A 22,018-nucleotide genomic window follows, 5' to 3' on the forward strand; every position below is an offset into this window, starting at 1 on the left:
TTTCTCGCGGCGTTTTCCTGCCGTGCTCCTTGGGGGGTTGTGTCCGGTGTCGTTGTCGTGGGCGGGCCGTGGACTGCGGTGGGCGCGAACCGGTGTGGTGACCGGACTGGCCTGTGCGGTGCTGGTGGGTGTGATGCCGCAGCAGGCCCTCGCCGTGCCGCCGTCGGACGGCGACCGCTCCGGGACCGAACTGCCCGAACTGCCGGAAGAGGACCCGGCCGCCGACGCCGACACCGGTGTGCTGGACGACCTGGCCGGCGAGGGCGCCACCCCGGTGGTGGAGTACGAGCCGGCCCACACCGCCGCCCCCGCCTCCGGCACCGACGCCGCCGCGCTGACCGCCCCCGCCCCGGGCGACGAGGCCCCCGCCGGTGAACTCCCCGTCCTGGTCGGCGTACCGGAGGACGCCACGCCCACCGAGGCCGCCGCGCTCGCCGGGGACTGGCAGGTCACCCTCGGCACCCCCGAGGAGGACGCCAGCCCGACGCCCGAACAGGCGGCCGCGGACGAGCTGGAGGCGATGGTGATGACCGTCACCGCGCCCTCCGAGACCGCCGGTGAGGTCGATGTCGCCCTCGACTACACCGACTTCGAGCAGCTCTACTCCGCGGACTGGGCGGACCGGATGCAGTTTGTGCTCTATCCGGAATGCTTCCTGACCACCCCGGAGATCGAAGCCTGCAACGCGGCCACCACCCTGCCGACCGAGAACGACAACGCCACCGGCCGGATCACCGCCACCGTGGACATGGCCGCCGCCGCTGCCGCCTCCGCCCAGGCCGCGACCGTGGCCTCCGCCTCGGTCTCGGGCACGTCGGCCTCGGGTATGGGCACCAAGGACGGCGACGGCTCGGCGGTCCAGGCCGCGTTCACCACCTCCGGCTCCGGCGGCGGCTCCGCCGTCCTCGCCGCCACCGACTCCGGCTCCGGCCCCAAGGGCGACTACACCGCGACCCCGATCGCCGCCGCCGGCACCTGGTCGGCCGGCGGCTCCTCCGGCGCCTTCACCTGGTCCGAGCCGCTCACCGTTCCCCCCGTCCCGGCCGGCCCGACGCCCAGGATCGCCTTCACCTACAACTCCCAGGTCGTCGACGGCCGCACCTCCGCCACCAACAACCAGGCGTCCTGGATCGGCGACGGCTGGGACTACCACCCCGGCTATGTCGAGCGCACCTACCGCTCCTGCCGGGACGACGCCACCACCGGCGCCAACAACACCGGCCGCAAGACCTCCGACCTGTGCTGGGCCTCCTGGAACGCGGTCATGCACCTGGGCGGCTCCACCGTCGAACTCGTCCGCGACGACAGCACCGGCGAATGGGTCACCGTCAACGGAGACGGCTCGAAGATCGAGCGCGTCACCGGCGCGGGCAGCGGCAACGGCGCCCACGGGGGCGAGTACTGGAAGGTCACCGACCGCGCCGGCACCCAGTACTTCTTCGGCCGGCACAGGCTGCCCGGCTGGACCTCCGGCGAGCCGGTGACCGACTCCGTCTTCACCGTCCCGGTCTACGGCAACCACCCCGGCGAGCCCTGCTACAGCACCACCTTCGCCTCCGCCCACTGCGACCAGGGCTGGCGCTGGAACCTCGACTACGTGGTGGACGTGCACGGCAACGCCATGACGCTGTGGTGGGAGAAGGAGACCAACTACTACGCCCAGAACGAGAAGTACACCTCCCCCCGGCAGTATGTGCGCGGCGGCCACCTCACCGCCATCAAGTACGGCCAGCGCTCGGGCTCCCTCTTCTCCGCCGAGCCGATCGCCGAGGTCGTCTTCGACGTGGCGGAACGCTGCTTCACCGAGCAGGAACTGGACTGCACCGACGCCGCCTTCGCCTCCCGCGACTACGGCCGGTACCGCATCTGGTACGACACCCCGGCCAATCTGCACTGCACCGGCGCCACCGGCAAGCGCTGCCCGGTGGCCTCGCCCACCTTCTGGTCCCGCAAGCTGCTGGACAAGGTCACCACCCGCGCCCAGCGCACCCCCGGCTCCACCGCCCGCTCCGCCGTGGACTCCTGGGACCTCGTCCAGTCCTTCCCGCGCACCCTCACCGACACCGCGCCGCCGCTGTGGCTGGAGTCCATCACCCGCACCGGCTACGCCCCCGGCGGGATCTCCCAGCGCATGAACCCGGTGGAGTTCTCCCACAACAACCAGCCCATGCCCAACCGCGTCGTCGAGGGCCCGTCCGACCCGCGCCCGGCCTTCGACCGGCTGCGCATCCGCCGCGTCATCACGGAGATCGGCGGCGAGATCGCCGTCACCTACTCCACCCCGGGCGGCCACTGCGCCACCGGCACCGGCTACCCCGCCCCGGAGAACAACACCTCCCGCTGCTACCCGGTCTACTGGCACCCGGACCCGGACGAGGAGTCCATCGACTGGTTCAACAAGTACGTCGTCACCATGATCGAGCAGAAGCCGCGCATCGACGGCGTGCCCGATGTGGTCACCCAGTACGACTACTCCGGCGGCGCCGGCTGGGCCAAGAACCAGGGCGAGTTCACCAAGAAGACCACCCGCACCTACGACCAGTGGCGCGGCTACCCCGAGGTCTCCGTCCGTACCGGCGTGACCAGCACCGCCGAAGGCACGGTCCAGTCCGAGGCCACCACCCGCTTCTTCCGCGGCATGCACGGCGACCCCCTCCCCGGCGGCGGCACCCGCAACGTCACCGTCACCGACTCCACCGGCGCCGCCGTCGCCCCCGACTACGCGCAGTTCCAGGGCATGGCCGCCGAGACCCTCACCCTGGACCGGGCCGGCGGCCAGGTCGTCTCCCGCACGGTCGGCATCCCCTCCCGCCACCTGCTGGCCACCCGCGCCCGCGACGACGTCCCCGACCTGAAGGCCTACCGCGTCCAGGTCGACGAGACCTTCACCGAAAGCGCGGCCTCCGGCACCTATCCCGGCGACACCCGCACCACCCGCACCGTGCGCACCACCACCGAGTACGACCCCGTCCACGGCCTGCCGGTCCAGATGGAAAGCCTCGGCGACACCGGCCGCACCGGCGACGAGACCTGCACCATCACCTCCCACGTCCACAACACCGGCGTCCATCTGATCGGCCTGCCCAAGGAATCCAGGACCACCGCCGGCACCTGCGCCGACGCCCCCACCGCCACCGGCGACGACGTCGTCGCGGCCGTCCGCACCGCCTACGACGGCGGCACCCTGGGCGCCACCCCCACCAAGGGCCTGGCCACCACCCACTGGGAGACCGACGGCACCGGCAACGGCTGGATCAAGGTGGCCACCACCACCTACGACACCTACGGCCGCCCGCTCACCCTCACCGACGCCTCCGACCACACCACCACCACCGAGTACACCCCGGCCACCGGGCAGGCGTTCTCCAGCACCACGACCAACGCCCTCGGTCACACGGCAACGGCGGAGATCGATCCGGGACGTGGCGTCACCACGGTCACCACGGACACCAACGGCCGCTCGGCGACTCAGTCATACGACGCGCTCGGCCGCCTGACCTCGGTACGCACTCCCGGACAGCCGGCTTCCGATCCACCGATGTACGCGTTCGCCTACGAGGTGCTGACCGGCAAGCCGATCGCCGTCACCGGCCGCACTCTGCGGGACGACGGAACCTACGCCGTGGCCACCCAGCTGTACGACGGCCTGGGGCGCGAGCGGCAGAGCCAGTCCGAAGCGGTCGGCGGCGGCCGGCTGATCACCGACACCCTGTACAACGCAAGCGGCACCGTCCGCCAGACCAACAACGCGTACCTGGGCGACGGCGAGCCCGACACCACCCTGTTCGAGCTGCTGTCCCAGACGGAGGTGTCCAACGCGACCCGCTACACCTACGACGGCCTGGGCCGCCCGCTGACCCTCACCCCCGTCTTCGCCGGCATCGCCCAGGACGGCGCCGCCGACACCGTCGACCGGGTCACGGCATACGCGTACAACGACGACGTCACCACCGTCATCCCGCCCAAGGGCGCAGCGGCTACCCGCACCTTCACCGATGCCCTGGAACGTACCGTCCGCATCGAGCACTTCACCGACGCCGCCCGAACGGAATTCCTGGCCACCACGTACGCCTACGACCCGCGCGGCAACCTCGTCACCGCCACCGACACCGAGGGCAACACCTGGACCTGGGACTACGACGCCCGGGGCCGCAAGGTCTCGGCCGACGACCCCGACGCCGGTGTCTCCACGAAGACTTACGATGACCTCGACCAGGTCGTCACCACCACCGATGCCCGCGGCATCACGGTATGGAACGGCTACGACGCCATCGGCCGCACCACGGAGCAGCGCCTGGACAACTCCGCCGGCACGGTGCTGACCGAGTTCACCTATGACTCGCTGCCCGGCGCGGTGGGGCAGCCGGTCGCCTCGACTCGCTATACCGATGGTCTTGCCCTCACCACCGAGATCACCGGATACGACGCGGAGTACCGGCCCACGGGAGAGAAGATCACCGTTCCGCTCGGCCCGGACGGCGGCCCCACCACGGGCCTGGCCGGCGTCTACGAATACACCTACCGCTACACCCGCACCGGCAAGCTGCTCACCACCACCGTCCCGGACATCGGTGGATTCGGCCGTGAGACGGTCATCACCCGCTACAACGCGGACGGCCTGCCGGTGACCACCTCCGGCACCGACTGGTACACCGCCGACACCGTCTACAGCCCATGGGGAGAGGTGCAGCGAACGGTCACCGGTGCCCAGCCGCACCGGGTGTGGACGTCCAACTTCTTCGACGAGAGCACCGGGCAGCTGATCCGGTCGGTGGCCGACCGGGAGATCGCGAATCCGCACCGCATCAACGACCGCGCCTACGGCTACGACCCGGCCGGCAACGTCACTTCGATCACCGATACCGCCCCGGCGGCGGCCGGCGGCACCACCACCGTGGACCGGCAGTGCTTCACCTACGACGCGCTGGCGCAGCTCACCGAGGCCTGGACCGCGGCCCCTGGCCCTGATCCGGTGGACTCGTGCACGCCGCAGGGCAAGCAGAGCGCCGCCCCGGTCTACACCGACGCCTCCGGCAGTGTCACCACCGTCAATGTCACCGACGCGCAGGACGGTTACTGGCACACCTACGCCTACGATGCCCTGGGCAACCGCACCCGGCTCACCCGCCACGACCCGGCTGTCACCCTCAGCGGCGGCCAGGTCGACACCAGTGGCGACAGCGTCACCACCTACACCTACGGCGACGCCACCGGCGACCAGCCCCACACCCTCACCGGCATCGCCGAGGACACACCGGCCGTCGACAGCATCTCCGCCCTGGCCTACGACGACACCGGCAACACCGTCTCCCGCACCGAAGGCGGCGACACCCAGACCCTGACCTGGACCTGGGACGGCAAGGCCGAGACGGTCACCGGTTTCGGCGCCGACGGACAGGGCCAGCTCCTCGGCCCGGCCGGCAAATGCGCGGACCTCCAGGGCGCCGACACCGCCGCCGGAACCCCGCTCCAGCTCTACGCCTGCAACGGCACCAAGGCCCAGCGCACCAGCCTGGAACCCGCCGGTGAGCCCGGGGACCCCGGCCACGACCCCGCGACCGGCGCACTGAAAGTCCTCACCGGCTGCGCCGCACCCGCCTCGGCCACCCCCACCACGGGCACGGCCGTCGTCCTGGCCGACTGCACCGGCGACACCGACCAGCACTGGAGCGTCACCACCTCCGGCGACATCCAGCACACCGCCTCCGGCCTGTGCCTGACCGCCCCCGACACCTCCGACGGCACCGACCTCACCCTCGCCACCTGCACCGGCACCAGCCCCGCCCAGCAGTGGGCCTTCGCCGACACCACCACCTACCTCTACGACGCCGCCGGCAACCGGATCATCGCCTCAACGGCCGGCTCCCACACCCTCTACCTCCCCGACGCCGAATACTCCACCGACGCCGCCGGCGGCCAGTCCTACGCCCAGCGCTACTACACCCACCCCGGCGCACCCACCGTCATGCGCCACACCCTCACCTCCACCACCACCAGCACCCTGCTCACCCTCCTGGCCGACCACCACGGCACCCCCACCGCCCAGGTCACCCTCGATGCCGGTCAGGAACTCCTCAAGCAGAAAACCGACCCCTTCGGCAACCCCCGCGGACCCCAGCCCGCCAAATGGCGTTCCCACCAGGGCTTCATCGGCGGCACCGACGACCACACCACCGGCCTGACCCACCTCGGCGCCCGCGAATACAACCCCACCACCGGCCGCTTCCTCACCCCCGACCCCATTATCGACCTCACCAATCCGGTCCAGATCAACGGCTACAACTACGCCAACAACAACCCCGTCACCCACGCCGACCCCACCGGCCTATGGCAGTGGCTCGATGACACGATCGAAGCCGGAGGAGATTTTGTTGGTGGCGTCGTTCACCAGGGTGTAGAAATCGGCTCTAAAACCGCCGAGGGCTTCTATCGGCTCGCTGGAAACCACGAGGCCGCCAACCTTCTCCGAGCAGACCGCGAAGGTCGAACGTCGATCAGCGTAACTCAGACGCTCAAAGACCTGGCGGGGGAACCTCGGAAGGACAGCATTTTCTATAAAATCGGCCAGTGGTTCGCCGAGTTCACCTTCCCCTGGCTGCCTGGTGCCGGGCTCGCCCTCTCGGCCACGTCATCCGCAGCATCCAGTACCGTCAAGGTGGCGACTTCGGCAGCAACGAAGTCTTCGACGGCCTCGTCGAGCAGATTTGTTGCCGACTCTGCGGGCGTGGTAAAAGATCTCTCCCCCGAGATGCCGGCTTTGGAGCGCCTGGGCGAACGCTTCAACGAGATCGTATCTTCGGTCAGCAAGCGGAACAGGCCCGGCACCATTTCCGAGACGACCATTCCTGGTGTTGCTACACCTCCGCGTTCGGGTTTCCTCGATCCCATCAACGATGGCCTGGCGATAGTGTTTCGGGACCTGAAAGTTCCGCATGGAAGATGCAGTGAAATGCATTGCTTGAATCAGGCCCTCAACCAGGGTATAGACGTTGCGGGGCATATGATCACCACCATGGCTGTACCCTCTAAGCGGTGGGGTAATCGGTGGGCTGGGGAACTTGTGGATCCGTGCCCTGCTTGTGCTAGAGTTCTCGATCACTTCAATGTTCTTCACACGGGGCGTCCGGCATCCCGCCCTACAATAAGGTAGGAGTGATTAGGTATTTCTTTCAATTTCTCAGCCGATATCTCCTGCAGTGAAGGGGTCGGCCCGTCGCTTAAGTGGTTTCTCCTCGAATACGCTGAGCGTGTGGGTGCCACCCAGCTCCCCTATAAGGAGAATCTTGTCCAGGAATGCGAGGAGGTATTCCCGGGAACGGGGGAGAGGTTTTGGAAACTACTGTCGGAGGTACACGGCAAATTTGCAGGTTTGTCTTACGAGAGCCGCTCATGGGTCTTTGGTGGTCCAATTTCTATTCAACCTCGCCCCGAAATTGACGAGGAAGACGACGGGCCGTTCATTGATCTTTTCGATAGCGGGTCTGTTGATCGCCCGGTGGGTGTCTATCTATCCCTCACTCAAAGGGTGTTTTACGGTTACGAAAGCCAGGGGCAATTCTCCTATTTTCCGGCATACCCGAGCTTGTTCAATTTCTTGGCGTCGGAGGCTCTTCACGCAGAGACGGATCGCTGGCATTCTGCTCAGGGTGGGGTGGTTGCGAATCATGAGCTACTCGCAGACGTTATTGAGTCTATGCCCTGCATCAGAGAGGCTTCCGGAGTCTCTGACTGGTGGTACGGAGAGAATAATACTCGGGTGTACGTCAGAAATCCGGGTGCTGGGTTGACTAACGCCGGGGAATGGGAGTGGCAGAAGTGGACTCGATGAGCGGCAACGGGATCTCTTCAAGTTCGGCGTGAATTTCCTATGGTGGCATGTGATTCAGTTCAACCGCCCTTGTGGCACGGCTTGAGGGCGGCTTCACCGCGTCATGTGTCAACGAGCGGGACACGCAGGACTCCAGACGAGCACGACCGGTCCACCGAGCTGGATGCGGGCGCAGACAATCAGGTTGCGGAAGCCGGAAGGAAGGGGCCGCGCGCTCGAAAACGACGCCTGTCACGCGGGTACAAAACTGGGCCACCACGCCGGGGTGTTCCCGGGGTAAACCGGGTCGGGACAGCCTTCCGTTATTCCCTGCCATGAAACAATGAACCAGATGAGGTACACGCCTGCGGAAATCCCCCCACCCTGCAACGGGCATGGCCGGTCGATCAGCCTATAGGTGACAAAATTGAAGTCATTCAGATTCCTACCTCGAGCCGATGATTCTTCCTGGGGCGTTGGTGGTCTGGCGGGCCGGTCGGCTCGCACGTTGACCGCAAATGACCTGACTTTTTACTACTTCAATGTCGATGTGGTGATTGACGACGGGAAGAATGAAATTAACCTCAGGACGCCTGGTCTACCTGTAATCGGACGCCTGGTCTACCTGTAATCGATTTCGTCCTGATGGTCGTTCAGTTGCAGCGGGAAGTTGCATCATCCGATGAATCTGTTGTGGAAACCTCGCAGACCCAGCATTCGATTGCAGCAGTGAGACAGGGTAGCGATGTGGAGATCTCATATAGCTTTGCTGATGTAGTGTCGCGGGTCTCTCTGGTTGAGTTTATGGATACCCCGAGTCGGGCTCTACGCTCTGCCTTGGCGGTGCTTCATGATGCTCATGGTGACTTGAGGCACAATCGGTATCTAATCAGTCTTCCTGACCTCATTCGGCCAGATTGATTGGCTGTCTTCATTCGAGGCAGAATCAGGATTCGCCGGGGAGGTCGTGCCCGGCACCGGCGCGGGCGGTGAGTGCGCCTGCCCAAGTCGGTGGTCTCGTGAGCGGGAGTGTCTCGCGCGATACTGTCGATGGAGCGGCGAACGCGCCTTCACCAACGTCGCGCGTGCCGCCGGAGGGATCGCGCACACCGCCTCTTCCCGTGCTTCTGAGGTGCCCATGGAGAGGCGGCTGGTGACGGGGAGGCTGCTGGCGTCGAGACGTCCGGCCAGGGGCACTGCTACCGCGTTTCGGTGCGGGCCTGCGCACATCTGGGCTGTTGATGCCGGTGGCAAGCCGGCGGGTCGGTAAGTCAGGTCATTGGGGGAGTGGGCGTACGGCGCGGCGTTCGATTGCCGGGGGTCCGCCCGAGGTCGTCCAGGTGTCGGCGGCCGAGGCGGCGGTCGGGGGCGGTGCGGGCGTGTTGTGCGGTGGTGATGGCGTTCCGGCCGCGTGGGGTGAGCCGTACCCGGCGGATGCGGGCGTCCGCCGGGTCGGGTGTGCGTTCGCAGTAGCCGAGGCGTTCGAGTTCCGCCTCCGCCTGGGAGGGTCCCTGTTGCGTTATGGCCGGTGCGCTGCCGGCTCGCCGACCGTGGGCTCGTTGTCGATCAGGTGCTGGAAGGCATAGCCGTGCGGGAAGCGGAGGTCGCCGTATCCCTGTTCGGCCAGTTGCTCCTGGACGAGGACCGCGGCGGCCTGACCGACGAAGAAGGCGAGCGTTCCGGTGTCCAGCACGCCGGGACGAGGGAGGCCAAGACGTCGTCGGTCTGTGCGCCGCGGCCGGAGCGGGCCGGTCGGCTCTGCGTGAGCAGGGCTTCGAGGCGGTCAACGCCGTCGCGGTGGGGGACCAGGTCGCCCTGGAAGTGCTTTGGACCGCAACGACCGCCGTTCCTCTCGGCGAGCTGCCCGCGGGACACACCCTGCGGGCCCATATCGCGGCCTTTTCGACTTCCGTGACGGAAAGATCATCGCTCAGCGAACTACGACTGCTGCGAACGGCTCACGCCCGCCTGAGTCCACCGGTGGCCTGGCTCTCGGTGGCCAGGTGGAGGGCGAGGGGGACGGTTTCCTCTGCGGGGCATGGGTGGCCGGTGTGGAAGGTCCAGCCCAGGTCGGGGTGGGCGGTGGCTTCGCGGATGTAGGTGGTGTGCGCGCTGAGTTCGAGTCTGAGGACGCGGCAGCCGGCGAGGGAGAGGTGGCGGGCGGGGTAGGCGTAGGTGGTCATGGAGATGTCGGTGCGGGTGCCGAGGGCGGTGGTGAGGTCTTTCCAGGCGGTGCGGATGTGGGTGTCGTCGCCGGTGAGCCAGAGGAGAACGGGTGGGGTGCGCATGGGGGTGTGCTCCGGGTGGTTCGGGTCGGTAGGGGTGCCGGGGTCGTCGGGGTGGAGGTCGGCGGTGCGGGCCCACCAGGGCTGTCCGTGGCCGAGAGGTCGCAGGAGCGCGCGGGTGGCGTGGGGTATGCCGCCGGTGCGCAGCGCGCCATCGTCACCGCGCAGCAGGTGGACGATGCCGGTGCGGCCCGTGGCGGCGTCGTGGACGCGGGCGCCGGTGGCGAGCCAGGAGCGGTCGGCGGATTCGGAATTGTGTGCGGGAGTGGTGGGCACCGCTGGCCTCCGGAATGGGGCATGTGAGGGAAAGCCCTGGTGACAGCCGCGTGCTGAGGGATGGGCGTGCCTTGCGGGGTGCAAACAACGGTGTCCTGGCAGGAGTTATCCGCGCAATAGAATCTGCTGAGATTCATCCTTAGCGGGAAAAATGGCAAATGCCAGTGCATGCGCATGGCTTCCGCGGCGTGCGGACCGGGTAGCACGCTGATCGCAAGGCGGGCGAAGGCGTGCCCATGCGCGGAACGGAGGACACATGGCCGCCAGACCGCAGCCGACCGCGAGGCGCATCGGACTCGGACACGAACTGCGCCAATTGCGGAAACAGGCCGGACTGACCATCGAACAGGCCGTACGAGGCCTGCCTTTCGACGAGAGCACCCTCCAGCGGGTGGAGACCGGCTGGAAGTCCTTCCGCCAGGCCGGGCATCTCCGCGACCTGCTGGAGCGCTACGGCGTCACGGACTGTGAGGAGACGGACAGGCTGGTGGCGCTGCAGCGCGAGGCGTCGAGCCGTGAGTGGTGGACCGGCACGGGCAGCGGAGCCAACATGCTTTCGGGCATGCAGCGATTTCTCGGAGTGGAGTCCGCCGCCCGGGAGATCCGGCAGTTCCATCCGACCATCGTTCCGGGGCTGCTCCAGACCGAGGCCTATGCGCGGGCGCTGCACGACCTGCACAAGCCGATCGACGAGAGCACGACCGAGTTCGTGGAGCAGAGCGTGCGGCTTCGGATGAAAAGGCAGGAGGTGCTGGTACAGGAGGAGGAACCGCTCAAGGCCTGGGTGGTCCTGTACGAACCCGCGCTGCGCTACGTGATCGGTGACGCGGAGGTGATGCGCGAGCAGTACGCGGCACTGGCCCGGCTGGCGGCGCGGGAGAACGTGACCCTGCAAGTGCTCCCGCAGGCCGGCAGCGGGTATGTCGCCTTCCACCACATGAACATCATGATCCTGGGTGGCGGGCTGCCCACGGCGGTGCAGACGGATACCGCCTGGTTCACCGTCGCGGTCACGGACAAGCCGCGCGAGGTCGGCCGGTTCTCCCGGATGTTCGACGCGATGGTGGCCGACGCCCTGCCGCCCGGGGACACCCCGAAGTTTCTGCAACAGCTATCGAGGGAGATCCAGGAATGAACGCGCACCGCACCATGATCACGGGCTCGGATCCGGCGGACGCTCGCTGGCGCGCGTCGTCGTACAGCAACGCGGGCGGCGAGTGCGTCGAGGTCGCCCGGCATGCCACAAGGGGCAGAATAGCCGTACGGGACTCCAAGGAGCCGGGCGGGGCGCTGCTGGTGTTCGCGGCGGAGGGGTTCGCCGCTTTCGTCGGCGCGTTGCGCGCCGGGCGGTGTTAGCCGGCCAGGGCGGTGGTGGGGGTGTTGCGGGTGCGGGTGAGTTGGATGGTGCGGGTGATGAGGAGGAGGGCGGCGGAGGTGAAGAAGAGGGCGCCGCGGAAGAGGAGCATGCCGCCGTTGCCGCGAGCGAGCTGGAAGGTCAGCAGCACGCCGGTCCACAGGGTGAAGTAGGCGCCGGCGGCCACGCCCCAGCGGGGGTTGCGGAAGCCGCGGACGGTGGCGGCGACGCCGGCCACGTCGGCGACGCCGAGGGCCAGGGTCAGCGGGACGGGGAAGCGGCTGCCGGTGATGTCCTCGAACTGCACCTGCATCTCGTCCAGCAGCGCCAGTTTGCCGATGGCCTGGAGGCTGAACTCGAAGATCACCACTGCGGAGGCCACGGCGGCGAGGATCTTCAGGGGGGACTTCACGGGGTCCTGCCTCTCTGCGGGACGGTCAGGGGGCCGCCGGTCCGGCGGGGCGGGCACTGCGGGGGCTATGTCCGGGGCACCGAACAAGCCATGTTCGGACTTGAGTTGCGGAGGTAGTGTGAGGGGGGCGCTCTCACTTGCTGTGCACACCGCCTCTCGGGGGATTCAGAGGATGATCAGGATCGTGCTTGCCGAGGACATGCACATGATCCGTGGTGCGCTGGTCGCGCTGCTGGACTTCGAGCACGATATCGAGGTGGCGGCAGAGGTCGACCACGGGGACGACATTGTTCCCGCGGTGCTCAAGTACCGGCCGGATGTGGCGGTTCTGGACATCGATCTGCCGGGGACGGACGGGCTGTCGGCGGCCGAGGTGATCCATGAGCGGCTGCCGACCTGCCGCACCCTCATGCTCACCGGTCTGAGCCGTCCCGGCAATCTGCGCCGGGCGATGGAGACCGGGGTCTCCGGCTACATCGCCAAGGACGCACCGCCCGCCAAACTGGCCGACGCCATCCGCCGGGTCGCGGCGGGGGAGCGGGTGATCGATCGCCAACTGGCCTTTTCGGCCTGGGAGGCCAGAGCCAATCCGCTCACCCAGCGGGAGACCGAGGTGCTGCGGATGACGGCGGAGGGCGCGGAGGCGGTGGAGATCGCCACGCGCCTGTTTCTGTCGGTGGGCACCGTGCGCAACTATCTGACCTCGGTGGTCACCAAGCTCAACGCACGGAACCGGGTGGACGCGATTCGGATCGCCCGCGAGCAGGGCTGGATTTGAGCTCCCGGGCCAGGTCGGACTCCAGCGGGCTGAGCGGGCCGGGCACCAGGCGCTCGGGGTGGCCCGGCGGCGGCTCGTCGAAGATCCACCGTCCCGCCCAGGCCCCCGCCACCGGGTCGGCCCAGGCCGGCCACGGGTGCGGGGCGGTCTGAGCGAGGCGGCGGGCACCGGCGGGCCCGGAGACGTCATCGGCTCCGGGCCCGGCGAGGGAACCGGGGACATCGGCTTCGGCCGGCCGGGGCATCCACATCCATCCGAAAGCCGCCAGCGCCTTGGCGAGCGCCCGCGGCTGTCGCCTCACGAACTGGATGGCGTCACACTGCTTCCTGCCGGCCATGTCCCCATCTCCTGTCGGTTCGGTGGCTCGTGCTCCATGGTGGCGGGCCCTTCTCAGGCCCGGCTCGGACTGGGCTCGGACCCGGCTGGAGTGCGCCTTGAGCCTCGCTCGGGCCGCGTCAAGTGACGGTTTCACGGTCCATCGATGAGCGAGCCACTGTCCGCCGCACCCCGGCTCCCCCGACGATTTCTTTACCGTCACGTCAGGACATCCACTGGGGGAACACCATGACTGCAGGGGTGATCGACCACAGCACCGCGACCGGCAACGACCAGGTCGTCATCGGTTTCAAGAGCCATCTCCAGGCGACCGTCGTGCCCGGTGAGGCGGCCTATCTGGTCTCGCCGGAAGGGGTGACCGCCCTACGCGGCAGACCTGCCGAGGTGCTGGCGCCGTTGCTGGACGGCACCCGGACGCTACGCGCGGTGCTGGAGGCCGCGGCCCCGCGCCTGTCGCCCGCCGATGTGGTGGGCGCGCTGCGCAGCCTGGACGCCGCCGGGCTGCTGCGCACCCGCCGGGAGCCGGCCGGCGGTCACACCTGCCCGCCCACCGGCCCGCCGGCCGGCGAATGCCACGCCGGCGCCGCGTCCGGCCATCCCGCCGACCCGGCGGCCGAGGCCTACTGGGACCTGGTCGGGCTGCCGGACGGCGGCGCCTGCCGGCTGGCCGCCGCCACCGTCCGCATCGTCAATCTGGCCGCCGCCGACCCGGGGCCGCTGCGGGACGCCTGCCGGGAGTCCGGGGTGACGGTCCTGGAGGACGGGGACGGGGGCGGGGGCCGGGGCGGTGAGGCGGATCTGTCGCTGGTGCTGTGCGACGACTATCTGCTGCCGGAGCTGGCCGGGGTGGACGAGCGGCACCGGGCCGCGGGCCGCCCCTGGCTGCTGGCCAAGCTGTCGGGCCGGGTGCCCTGGGTGGGCCCGCTGTTCCAGCCGGACGGCGCCTGCTGGCACTGTCTCGCCGTGCGGCTGGGCGGCCACCGGGCCGCCGAGCAGCCGCTGCGCCGCGCCCTGCGGCTGACCGGCCCGCTGCCCCGCCCCGAGGCGTCGCTGGCGGCGGGCCGGGCCATGGCCCAGCACGCCGCGGTGCTGGAGACCGCCAAGTGGCTGGCCGGGATGCGCTATCCGGGGCAGCACGAGATCCACAGCGTGGACACCCTGAACCTGCGCACGGTGAACCACCCGGTGACCCGCCGCCCGCAGTGCGGGCACTGCGGCGACCCGGGGATGGTGGCCCGGACGGTGCGGACCCCGTTCGTCGTGCGGTCCCGGCCCAAGGCCGCGGATCCGGGGAACGGGCACCGGGCGGCCCGCGCCGAGGAGGTGCTGGGCCGCTACGGGCATCTGGTGGACAGCGTCACCGGGGTGGTGGCGGAGCTGCGCCGCGATCCGCGGGCGCCGGAGTTTGTGCACTCCTATGTGTCGGGGCCGAATCTGGCGGTCGGTTCCCGGACCCTGGCCGGGGTGCGGGCCGGGCTGCGGGCGCTGAGCGGCGGCAAGGGGAACACCGACACCGAGGCCCGTACCAGTGCGCTCTGCGAGGCGCTGGAACGTTACTGCGGAGTCCGGCACGGTGATGAGCCGGTGGTCCGGGACTCGCTGCGCGGACTGGGCGAGGCGGCCGTGCACCCCAACGACTGCCAGCTGTTCGACGACCGGCAGTTCGCCGCCCGGGAGCAGTGGAACACCGCCTACCCCTCCCCGTTCCACCACGTCCCGCCGCGCTTCGACCCGGACCGGGTGTGCGAGTGGACGCCGGTGTGGTCGCTGACCGGGGGGCGGCGCAGGCTGCTGCCCACCGAACTCCTCTACTACGCCTCCCCGGCCCAGCAGCAGGCCGCCGCCGCCACCACCGCCGCGGCCGGCGGCAGCGGCGGCAGCGGTGACGGCGTGGGCAGCGGCCTGCGCGCCGACTCCAACGGGAACGGCGCCGGAGCCAGCCCGGAGGACGCCCTGGTGCAGGCGTTCCTGGAACTCGTCGAGCGGGACGCGGTGGCCCTGTGGTGGTACAACCGCACCCGCCAGCCCGCCCTGGATCTGGACGCCTTCGGAGAACCGGCCGTGGCGAGGGTGGCCGAGGGCTGCCGTCGCGGTGGCCGGGAGCTGTGGGCGCTGGATCTGACCTCCGACTTCGGCATCCCGGTGGTGGCGGTGGTCTCCCGCCGCACCGACAAGCCGGCCGAGGACATCGTCTTCGGCTTCGGCGCCCACTTCGACCCGCGGGTGGCGCTGCGCCGCGCGGTCACCGAGATGGCCCAGCTGCTGCCCAGTGTGTGGCATGTCCGCCCGGACGGCACCGGCTACGGCGTCCAGGACCCGGAGACCCGGGCCTGGTGGACCGGCGAGACCGTGGCCCGCCAGCCCTATCTGACGCCCGACCCGGGCGCGGCGCCGCGCACCCCGGACGACTGGCACTACCGGCCGCGCGCGGATCTGCGGGACGACATCGCGGCCATCACCGGCCTGCTGGACGCCCGCGGGCTGGAGCTGCTGGTGCTGGACCAGACCCGGCCGGACATCGGCCTGCCGGTGGTCAAGGTGCTGGTGCCCGGTCTGCGCCACTTCTGGGCCCGGTTCGCCCCCGGCCGGCTGTTCGACGTGCCGGTGGCGCTCGGCCGGCTGGCCGAGCCCACCGCCTACCAGCAGCTCAACCCGATTCCCCTGTTCGTCTGAGGCCGCCCGGGTGGCACCCGATGCCATCTCAAGTTCCGGCCGAGTACCCGCTCCTACCGTCGGGACGGTCCAGTCGCCACAGCGGCGGGGGGCTCGCGGCAGTCGGCTCGCGACCGGCGGCTGCCGTGCCGCGGGCCCGATCCACCGCCCGCTCCACCAGACAAGCCCAGTCCACCAGGACACGAGGAGATGTCCATGAGCATCCCGACGAACATCCCGACAGACGTGGACGTGCTGATCGTCGGCGGCGGACCGGCCGGAGCCCTGCTCGGCTGCCTGCTCGCCCGGCGCGGCATCCACGTTCTGGTCGTGGAGAAGCAGCAGAACCTCGACCGCGACTTCCGCGGCGAGACCCTGGCCGCGCCCTCCGTGGTCACCCTGCGCCGCCTGGGCTTCGGCCCGGCCCTGGAGAACCACGGCTATCTGGAGACCACCGCCGTCTCCATGCGCATGGAGGGCCAGGAGGTCCTCAACGTGGACTACGGCAGGTTCGGCATCGGCGCACTGCCCATCGACATCCCGCAGCCCGGGCTGATCGGCCTGTTCAACGACGCCGCGGCCGGCGAGCCGGGCTACGCCTACGCCGCCGGCACCAGCTGCACCGGCCTGGTGGAGAAGGACGGCGCCATCACCGGCGCCCGGCTCCGCGACCGGGACGGCAACCGGGTCACCGTCACCGCCCGGCTGGTGGTCGGCGCCGACGGCCGGTTCTCCAAGGTGCGCAAGGAGGCCGGGCTGGCGGCCGAGATCACCCCGCAGCAGCGGGACTTCCTCTCCTTCAAGCTGCCCCGCCCGGCCGGCTGGGGGCAGCACGCCGAGCTGGTCGTCAACCGCGACAAGCACCTGGTGGTGCTGCCCACCTGGCCGGACTTCCTGCGCGTCGGGCACAACCTGCCCAAGCGCGGCCTGGGCGAGCTGCGCCGCCGCGGCATCGAGGCGTTCCGGGCCGGCATCACCGAGATCGACCCGCGGCTCGGCCCGCTGGTCGAGGAGCACGTCCGCACCTGGGACGACACCGGCTTCCTGGAGATCTTCACCGCCGAGATGGCGGACTGGGCCCGGGACGGCCTGATCCTGATCGGAGACGCCTCGCACACCTGCACCCCGATCCTGGGCCAGGGCGTCAACCTGGCCATCCAGGACGTGGTGATGATCTCCCCGGTGATCGCCGCCGCCCTGCGGGCCGGCACCGGCCCGGTGCCGGCCACGACGTTCGACGGCTTTGTCGCCGCCCGCCGCCGCCACAAGAGGCGGGTGACCCGCTTCCAGCGCATGCAGGAGGCGGCCCTGGCCCAGCACAAGCCGGCCAAGGTGTGGGTGCGCCGGGTCCGGTTCAAGACCATGAACAGGCTGCCGCTGAAGTACGTCGTCTTCGGCAAGGTGATCAACGCCCCGCACCCGATCGACCCGGCCGACCTCCGGACCGGCGCCGAGGCCGCGCCCACCCCCGCCGCGCCCTCGGCCGCCTGAGGCACCCGTGCTCCGGGCCCCCGCCGGCCGGCGTCCGTCCCCCGACGGCGGCGGCAACGGCCCGGAGCGCGGGCGCCGCCCCGCCGGAGCCGGTGTCCGGAGCCGGTGCCCCGAGCCGGTGTCCCGAGCCGCGATCCGGGGCCGGGCTATCCGGGGCTGAGCCCGGCTCAAGTGACGCGTTCTAGCGTGAAGTTGTACAGAACGTGCGCCAAGGGAGAAAGCATCCCGGAACGCAGCCGCGCCGCCCGCAACGGCCGCGACCCGGAGCCAAGCCCGTGACCTGACCACCCTCCTCCAAGGGGACTGACCAGTGAGACTCACCGCCCTCAGTGAAGTGCTGCCGGGTGAACCGGTCACCAACCGGGACATGGCGGAGCGCTTCGGACTGCACGAGAAGTGGCTGGAGAAGATGACCGGCAACCGCAGCCGGTACTTCTGCGACCCGGCCGGACCCGAAGGCACCCCCCGCACCACCGGCGACCTGGCCACCGAGGCCGGGCGGCGGGTCCTTGAGGCCGCCGGCACCGACCCGTCCGCGCTGGACTTCCTGGTGCTGACCACCGCCTCCCCCGACGAGCTGATGCCCGCCACGGTCAATGTGGTCGCCGACCGGCTCGGCCTCAACGACCTGCCCACCTTCCAGCTCACCTCAGGCTGCGCCGGCGCCCTGACCGGCCTGTACACGGCCCGCTCGCTGCTGGCCGGCGGCCTGCGCCGGGGCCTGGTCATCGGCGCCGACTCGGTGGTCAAGCTCTGGCCCGGCGACGGCGACACCCGCCGCGCCCGCCCCGCCGAGCTGGCCAACTTCGCCCTGTTCGGCGACGGGGCCGGCGCCGCCCTGGTGGAGGCCGACAGCAGCGGCCCGGGCTTCGCCGTGGAACACCTGCTGCTGCGCACCACCGGCAAGGGCCGCGCCCCCGCCCAGGTCGTCCGCTGGTACGGCGCCGAGGGCGCGCCCCTGGTGCCCGGCCCGAACGGCACCGAGGTGCGTGAGCCCATGGCGCACGAGGACTACAAGGCCATCGAATCGCGGGTGCCGGACCTGGCGGTCACCGTGCTCAACGAGCTGACCGCGGTCACCGGCTGGAAGCTGCCCGAGGTGGACTATGTGCTGCCGCCCCAGCTCAACGGCGTGATGACGGAGAAGATCCGGGAACGCATGGGGGTCACCGAGCAGCAGGCCGTCTCCTGCGTCGCCGACACCGGCAACAACGGCAACGCCCTGCCGTTCATCCAGCTGTGCCGCGCGCTGCGGCGGATCGAGGCGGACGGCGCGGGCGCCCCGGCCGGCGACGGCAGCCGGGTGCTGGTCACCACCATCGAGTCCTCCAAGTGGGTGCTCTCCGGCATGGCCCTGCGCCACCGCCCGGCCGCACCGGACCGGGAGCACCGCGATGTCCGTTGACACCACCGCCCGCGCCGCCGGCTCCCCGGCCCCCGCCTCCCCCGGCACCGCCGCCCCGGCGAACCCCGTGCGGCGGCTGCGGGAGATGGCGCGGGCGGGGCTGCCCGAGGACCCGGCGCCGGTGCGGGAACTGCTGCGGCAGGCCACCGACCGGCAGGGCGCCATCGACCTGGAGGCGGCCGGCGGCCTGCTGGCCGCGCCCGCCCGCCGGGAGCGGCTGGCCGCCTCCGGCGCCCTCACCGAGCAGCGCGTCGCCGTGCTCGGCAGCTCCACCCTGGACTCCCTCACCCCGCTGCTCACCGCCGTGCTGGTGCGGGACGGCATGCTGCCGGAGATCCGGCAGGCCGGGTTCAACCAGTGGCGGCTGGAGATCCTCTCCGGCGCCCCGGCCTTCGCCGGCTTCGCCCCCCGGCTCACCCTGTGCCTGCTGGATGACGCCGCGGTCTTCGACGAGATCGGGGACCCGCTGGACGCGGAGGCGGTGGAGCGGCGCTGCGCCGTGTTCCCCGCCGAGCTGGCCGCCTGGGCCGGCCGGGCCCGGGAGACGCTGGGCGGGCTGATCGTGCTGTGCACCCTGCCGCTCTCCCCGCTGCGCCGCGACCGCCTGGTCTCCTACGCCGCCCGGGCCCGGCTGGACGCCGCCTGGCAGCGGATGAACGCGGAGATCTCCGCGCTCGCCGAGGCGCTGCCCGCCACGGTGGTGCTCTCCCACGAGGCGCTGGCCCAGCGGGCCGCCGGGCCCGTCTTCGGCGCCGGACGGATGCGCCATCTCGCCGCCCACGTCTACTCGCCGGACTACCTGCTGGCCGTCGCCGAGGAGCTGTCCCGGCTGGGCCGGGCCGATCTGGGCCGGGCCGCCAAGTGCCTGGTGCTGGACCTGGACAACACCCTGTGGGGCGGGGTCCTGGGCGACGACGGCGTGGGCGGGCTCAGGCTCGGCGGCGGCTACCCCGGCTCGGCCCACCGCGAGCTCCAGCAACTGGCCCGGGACTACCAGGCGCAGGGCGTGCTGCTGGCGGTGGCCTCCAAGAACGACGAGGACCGCGCCCGGGAGGCCATCGCCACCCACCCCGAGATGGTGCTCCGCCCGGAGTCCTTCGTGGCCGTGCACGCGCACTGGGACCCCAAGCCGGGCAGTGTGCGCCGGCTGGCCGCCGACCTCAATCTGGGCGTCGACGCCATGGTCTTCGTGGACGACAACAAGGTGGAGCGCGGCCTGATGCGCAGCGAGCTGCCGCAGGCCGCCACCGTCGAACTGCCCGCCGACCCGGCCGACTACGCCACTCACCTGGCCGCCCGCGGCGACTTCCTCACCCTGCGGCTGACCGAGGAGGACCGCGACCGCACCGAGCTGTACCGGGCGCGCGCCGCCCGCGCCGAACTGGCCGGGTCCGCCACCGACCTCACCGCCTATCTGGCCGCGCTGGACTCCGAGCTGACGGTGGAGCCGGCCGGGCCGCTGAACACCGGCCGGATCGTGCAGTTGTTCGGCAAGACCAACCAGTTCAATCTCACCGGGCTGCGCTACGGCGAGCAGGAGCTGGGCCGGCGGACCGCCGACGGCGGCGGGGCCTTCTTCGGTGCCCGGCTGACCGACACCTTCGGCGACAACGGCCTGATCGCCGCCCTGTGCCTGGCCGAGGAGCCGGACGGCGCCTGGGCGGTGGAGAACTTCGTGCTGAGCTGCCGGGTCTTCGCCCGGGGCGTGGAGGACGCCCTGCTCGCGCTGGTGCTGCGGGCCGCTCGGGCGGCCGGTGCCCCCGCCGTCACCGGCCGGTTCGTGCCCAGCCCCAAGAACACCCGGTTCGCCGGCTTCTACGCCGGCCAGGGCTTCGCCCAGGTCGGCGAGGCCGAGCCGGAGACCGGCGCCACCGCCTGGCGCCGCCCGCTGACCGACCCGCAGACCGACCCGCTCCCCGGAGTCCCCGGGTGGATCCGGGTCCCCGACGACAAGGGAGCCTTCCATGTCCGTTGAGACACCCGCCGGCACCGAGGAGGAGCGGCTGGTCGCCGAGGCCCTGGCCCAGCTTCTCGATGTCGACCTGAACCAGCTCACCACCTTCACGGTGCTGAACACCACCGAGGGCTGGGACTCCGTCAACCAGATGCGGGTCCTGGTCTATCTGGAGCGCGAGGCCGGCGGCCCGCTGGACTACGAGCGGTTCATGACCGCCGAGACCCTGGGCGACCTGGCCGGGCTGGTGGCCGACGCCGCCGGAGGGGAGCTGTCATGAGCACCGTCGTTCCCACCGGGGGCGTTTCCGCCGGAGCCGGCACCGACGCCGCGGGCCGGTTCGCCGGCGACGCCTTCGACTCCGTCGAGGACGCCGGGACGTTCACCCCGCCGGCCCCGGCCGGGCCGCCGCCCCCGCCCCGCACCCGCGCCTTCCCCCGGGCCCGGCGCGGCACCCTGACCTTCCTCTCCGGGGCCCGCCGCACCTGCCACGTCTATCTGTGGGCCGATGTGGACGCCACCCGGATGGCCGAGGCCAGGGCGGCCGACCCCTCCCTGAGCTACATCAGCCTGGTGGTCAAGGCCGCCGCCGATGTGGTCCACGACTACCCCGAGTCCCGGGCGCTGTTCTGGGGCGGACGCTTCCGGCCCCGGCTCGCCGTGCCGGACGACGTCGCCGCCAAGGTGCTGTTCGACAAGACGGTGGAAGGGGTGCGGTGCGTGGTCTCCGGCACCATCCCGGCCGCCCAGAACCTCACCCCGCACGAGATCCAGAGCTACGTCACCACCTACAAGAACGCCGAGGTCGCCGAGGAGGGCCCGTTCCGGCAGCTGGCCCGCATCCAGCGGCTGCCGCTGCCGGTGGCCCGCCTGGTCTACCGGGCCGCCATGGCCGACCCCACCCGCCGGGCCGCCCTCCAGGGCACCTTCTCGGTCACCTCGGTGGGGCAGGAACCGGTGCGCGCCATCTTCCCGATGATCTCCGGCACGCTCGGCTTCGGTGTCGGCCGGATCGCCGAGACCGCCCTGGCCCGGGACGGCCGGGTGCATGTGGCGCCGTCCTTCACCCTCTCGCTCGCCTTCGACCACCGGGCCGTCGACGGCGCGCTGGCCTCCGAGGTGCTGGCCCGGGTGAAGTCCCGGCTGGAGAACGGCCCCGTCGTCCCCGGCATCTGACCCCCGCGCCCGGCGCCCCGCCCCCCGGACCCGCCGGCCGCCCCGTGCCCGCGCCCGTGTCCGTGTCCGTGCCGCCCGACCGTCCACATCTT

General features: G+C 70.6%; 15 protein-coding genes. 11 read left to right on the forward strand and 4 right to left on the reverse strand.

The genetic code is table 11. The features are described from left to right. The first annotated feature begins 94 nt into the window (after nucleotides 1-94). Entirely contained in the window at nucleotides 95-7,150 is a 7,056-nt protein-coding gene (locus tag BM242_RS30905) for a ricin-type beta-trefoil lectin domain protein (RefSeq protein ID WP_093840375.1), read from the forward strand. 99 nt (nucleotides 7,151-7,249) lie between these two features. Continuing rightward, nucleotides 7,250-7,828 (forward strand): hypothetical protein, encoded by a 579-nt coding sequence (locus BM242_RS28975; RefSeq protein WP_139238391.1) that lies wholly within the window; start codon nucleotides 7,250-7,252, stop codon nucleotides 7,826-7,828. Between the two features lie 1,498 nt (nucleotides 7,829-9,326). Here BM242_RS28975 and BM242_RS30455 read toward each other — a convergent pair. Beyond that, on the reverse strand, nucleotides 9,327-9,500 hold the full coding sequence (locus BM242_RS30455) for a hypothetical protein (protein WP_245834333.1): 174 nt from the start codon (nucleotides 9,498-9,500) through the stop codon (nucleotides 9,327-9,329). Between the two features lie 265 nt (nucleotides 9,501-9,765). Continuing rightward, entirely contained in the window at nucleotides 9,766-10,368 is a 603-nt protein-coding gene (locus BM242_RS20630; RefSeq protein ID WP_093840376.1) for a hypothetical protein, read from the reverse strand. A 256-nt stretch (nucleotides 10,369-10,624) separates the two neighbouring features. Here BM242_RS20630 and BM242_RS20635 point away from each other — a divergent pair, with 256 nt between their 5' ends. Together BM242_RS20635 and BM242_RS20640 are read left to right on the forward strand one after the other, a co-directional pair. After that, entirely contained in the window at nucleotides 10,625-11,503 is an 879-nt protein-coding gene (locus BM242_RS20635) for a helix-turn-helix domain-containing protein (protein ID WP_093840377.1), read from the forward strand. Between the two features lie 14 nt (nucleotides 11,504-11,517). Next, nucleotides 11,518-11,724: a DUF397 domain-containing protein gene (locus BM242_RS20640; RefSeq protein ID WP_093840463.1), complete on the forward strand. Its 207-nt coding sequence runs from the start codon at nucleotides 11,518-11,520 to the stop codon at nucleotides 11,722-11,724. On the opposite strand, the gene BM242_RS20645 is transcribed toward BM242_RS20640, so the two are convergent. Further along, entirely contained in the window at nucleotides 11,721-12,134 is a 414-nt protein-coding gene (locus BM242_RS20645; RefSeq protein ID WP_093840378.1) for a DoxX family protein, read from the reverse strand. The two genes, BM242_RS20640 and BM242_RS20645, sit on opposite strands and share 4 nt — an antisense overlap. Before the next feature lie 172 nt (nucleotides 12,135-12,306). Here BM242_RS20645 and BM242_RS20650 point away from each other — a divergent pair, with 172 nt between their 5' ends. After that, nucleotides 12,307-12,912: a response regulator transcription factor gene (locus BM242_RS20650; RefSeq protein WP_093840379.1), complete on the forward strand. Its 606-nt coding sequence runs from the start codon at nucleotides 12,307-12,309 to the stop codon at nucleotides 12,910-12,912. Here BM242_RS20650 and BM242_RS31215 read toward each other — a convergent pair. Continuing rightward, the gene (locus BM242_RS31215) at nucleotides 12,854-13,249 is read right to left on the reverse strand and encodes a DUF6059 family protein (RefSeq protein WP_425443893.1); all 396 of its coding nucleotides are present in this window, start codon (nucleotides 13,247-13,249) and stop codon (nucleotides 12,854-12,856) included. The two genes, BM242_RS20650 and BM242_RS31215, sit on opposite strands and share 59 nt — an antisense overlap. A 227-nt stretch (nucleotides 13,250-13,476) precedes the next feature. Between BM242_RS31215 and BM242_RS20655 the strand changes: the two genes are divergently transcribed. The 6 genes from BM242_RS20655 (at nucleotide 13,477) to BM242_RS20680 (ending at nucleotide 21,926) form a co-directional block, all read left to right on the forward strand. Beyond that, the gene (locus BM242_RS20655) at nucleotides 13,477-15,921 is read left to right on the forward strand and encodes a TOMM precursor leader peptide-binding protein (protein WP_093840380.1); all 2,445 of its coding nucleotides are present in this window, start codon (nucleotides 13,477-13,479) and stop codon (nucleotides 15,919-15,921) included. A gap of 195 nt (nucleotides 15,922-16,116) precedes the next feature. Beyond that, entirely contained in the window at nucleotides 16,117-17,391 is a 1,275-nt protein-coding gene (locus BM242_RS20660) for an FAD-dependent monooxygenase (protein ID WP_093840381.1), read from the forward strand. Nucleotides 17,392-17,701: 310 nt separating this feature from the next. Beyond that, on the forward strand, nucleotides 17,702-18,796 hold the full coding sequence (locus tag BM242_RS20665; protein ID WP_093840382.1) for a 3-oxoacyl-ACP synthase III family protein: 1,095 nt from the start codon (nucleotides 17,702-17,704) through the stop codon (nucleotides 18,794-18,796). Then, entirely contained in the window at nucleotides 18,786-20,771 is a 1,986-nt protein-coding gene (locus tag BM242_RS20670) for an HAD-IIIC family phosphatase (protein WP_093840383.1), read from the forward strand. The genes BM242_RS20665 and BM242_RS20670 overlap by 11 nt, the downstream gene beginning before the upstream one ends. After that, nucleotides 20,761-21,030: an acyl carrier protein gene (locus tag BM242_RS20675; RefSeq protein WP_093840384.1), complete on the forward strand. Its 270-nt coding sequence runs from the start codon at nucleotides 20,761-20,763 to the stop codon at nucleotides 21,028-21,030. The genes BM242_RS20670 and BM242_RS20675 overlap by 11 nt, the downstream gene beginning before the upstream one ends. Next, nucleotides 21,027-21,926, forward strand: coding sequence for a 2-oxo acid dehydrogenase subunit E2 (locus BM242_RS20680; protein ID WP_093840385.1), 900 nt, complete (start codon nucleotides 21,027-21,029; stop codon nucleotides 21,924-21,926). Before BM242_RS20675 ends, BM242_RS20680 begins: the two co-directional genes overlap by 4 nt. Nucleotides 21,927-22,018 lie beyond the last annotated feature (92 nt).

Origin of the sequence: Streptomyces aidingensis (assembly GCF_900112355.1) — a bacterium.
Lineage (GTDB): Bacteria > Actinomycetota > Actinomycetes > Streptomycetales > Streptomycetaceae > Streptomyces > Streptomyces aidingensis.

Bases quoted from the DNA above. Each gene is read 5' to 3' on its own strand.
- BM242_RS20635 (WP_093840377.1), top strand. From the start codon at position 10,625: ATGGCCGCCAGACCGCAGCCGACCGCGAGGCGCATCGGACTCGGACAC.
- BM242_RS20640 (WP_093840463.1), top strand. From the start codon at position 11,518: ATGATCACGGGCTCGGATCCGGCGGACGCTCGCTGGCGCGCGTCGTCG.
- BM242_RS20650 (WP_093840379.1), top strand. From the start codon at position 12,307: ATGATCAGGATCGTGCTTGCCGAGGACATGCACATGATCCGTGGTGCG.
- BM242_RS31215 (WP_425443893.1), bottom strand. From the start codon at position 13,249: ATGGCCGGCAGGAAGCAGTGTGACGCCATCCAGTTCGTGAGGCGACAG.
- BM242_RS20655 (WP_093840380.1), top strand. From the start codon at position 13,477: ATGACTGCAGGGGTGATCGACCACAGCACCGCGACCGGCAACGACCAG.
- BM242_RS20660 (WP_093840381.1), top strand. From the start codon at position 16,117: ATGAGCATCCCGACGAACATCCCGACAGACGTGGACGTGCTGATCGTC.
- BM242_RS20670 (WP_093840383.1), top strand. From the start codon at position 18,786: ATGTCCGTTGACACCACCGCCCGCGCCGCCGGCTCCCCGGCCCCCGCC.
- BM242_RS20675 (WP_093840384.1), top strand. From the start codon at position 20,761: ATGTCCGTTGAGACACCCGCCGGCACCGAGGAGGAGCGGCTGGTCGCC.
- BM242_RS20680 (WP_093840385.1), top strand. From the start codon at position 21,027: ATGAGCACCGTCGTTCCCACCGGGGGCGTTTCCGCCGGAGCCGGCACC.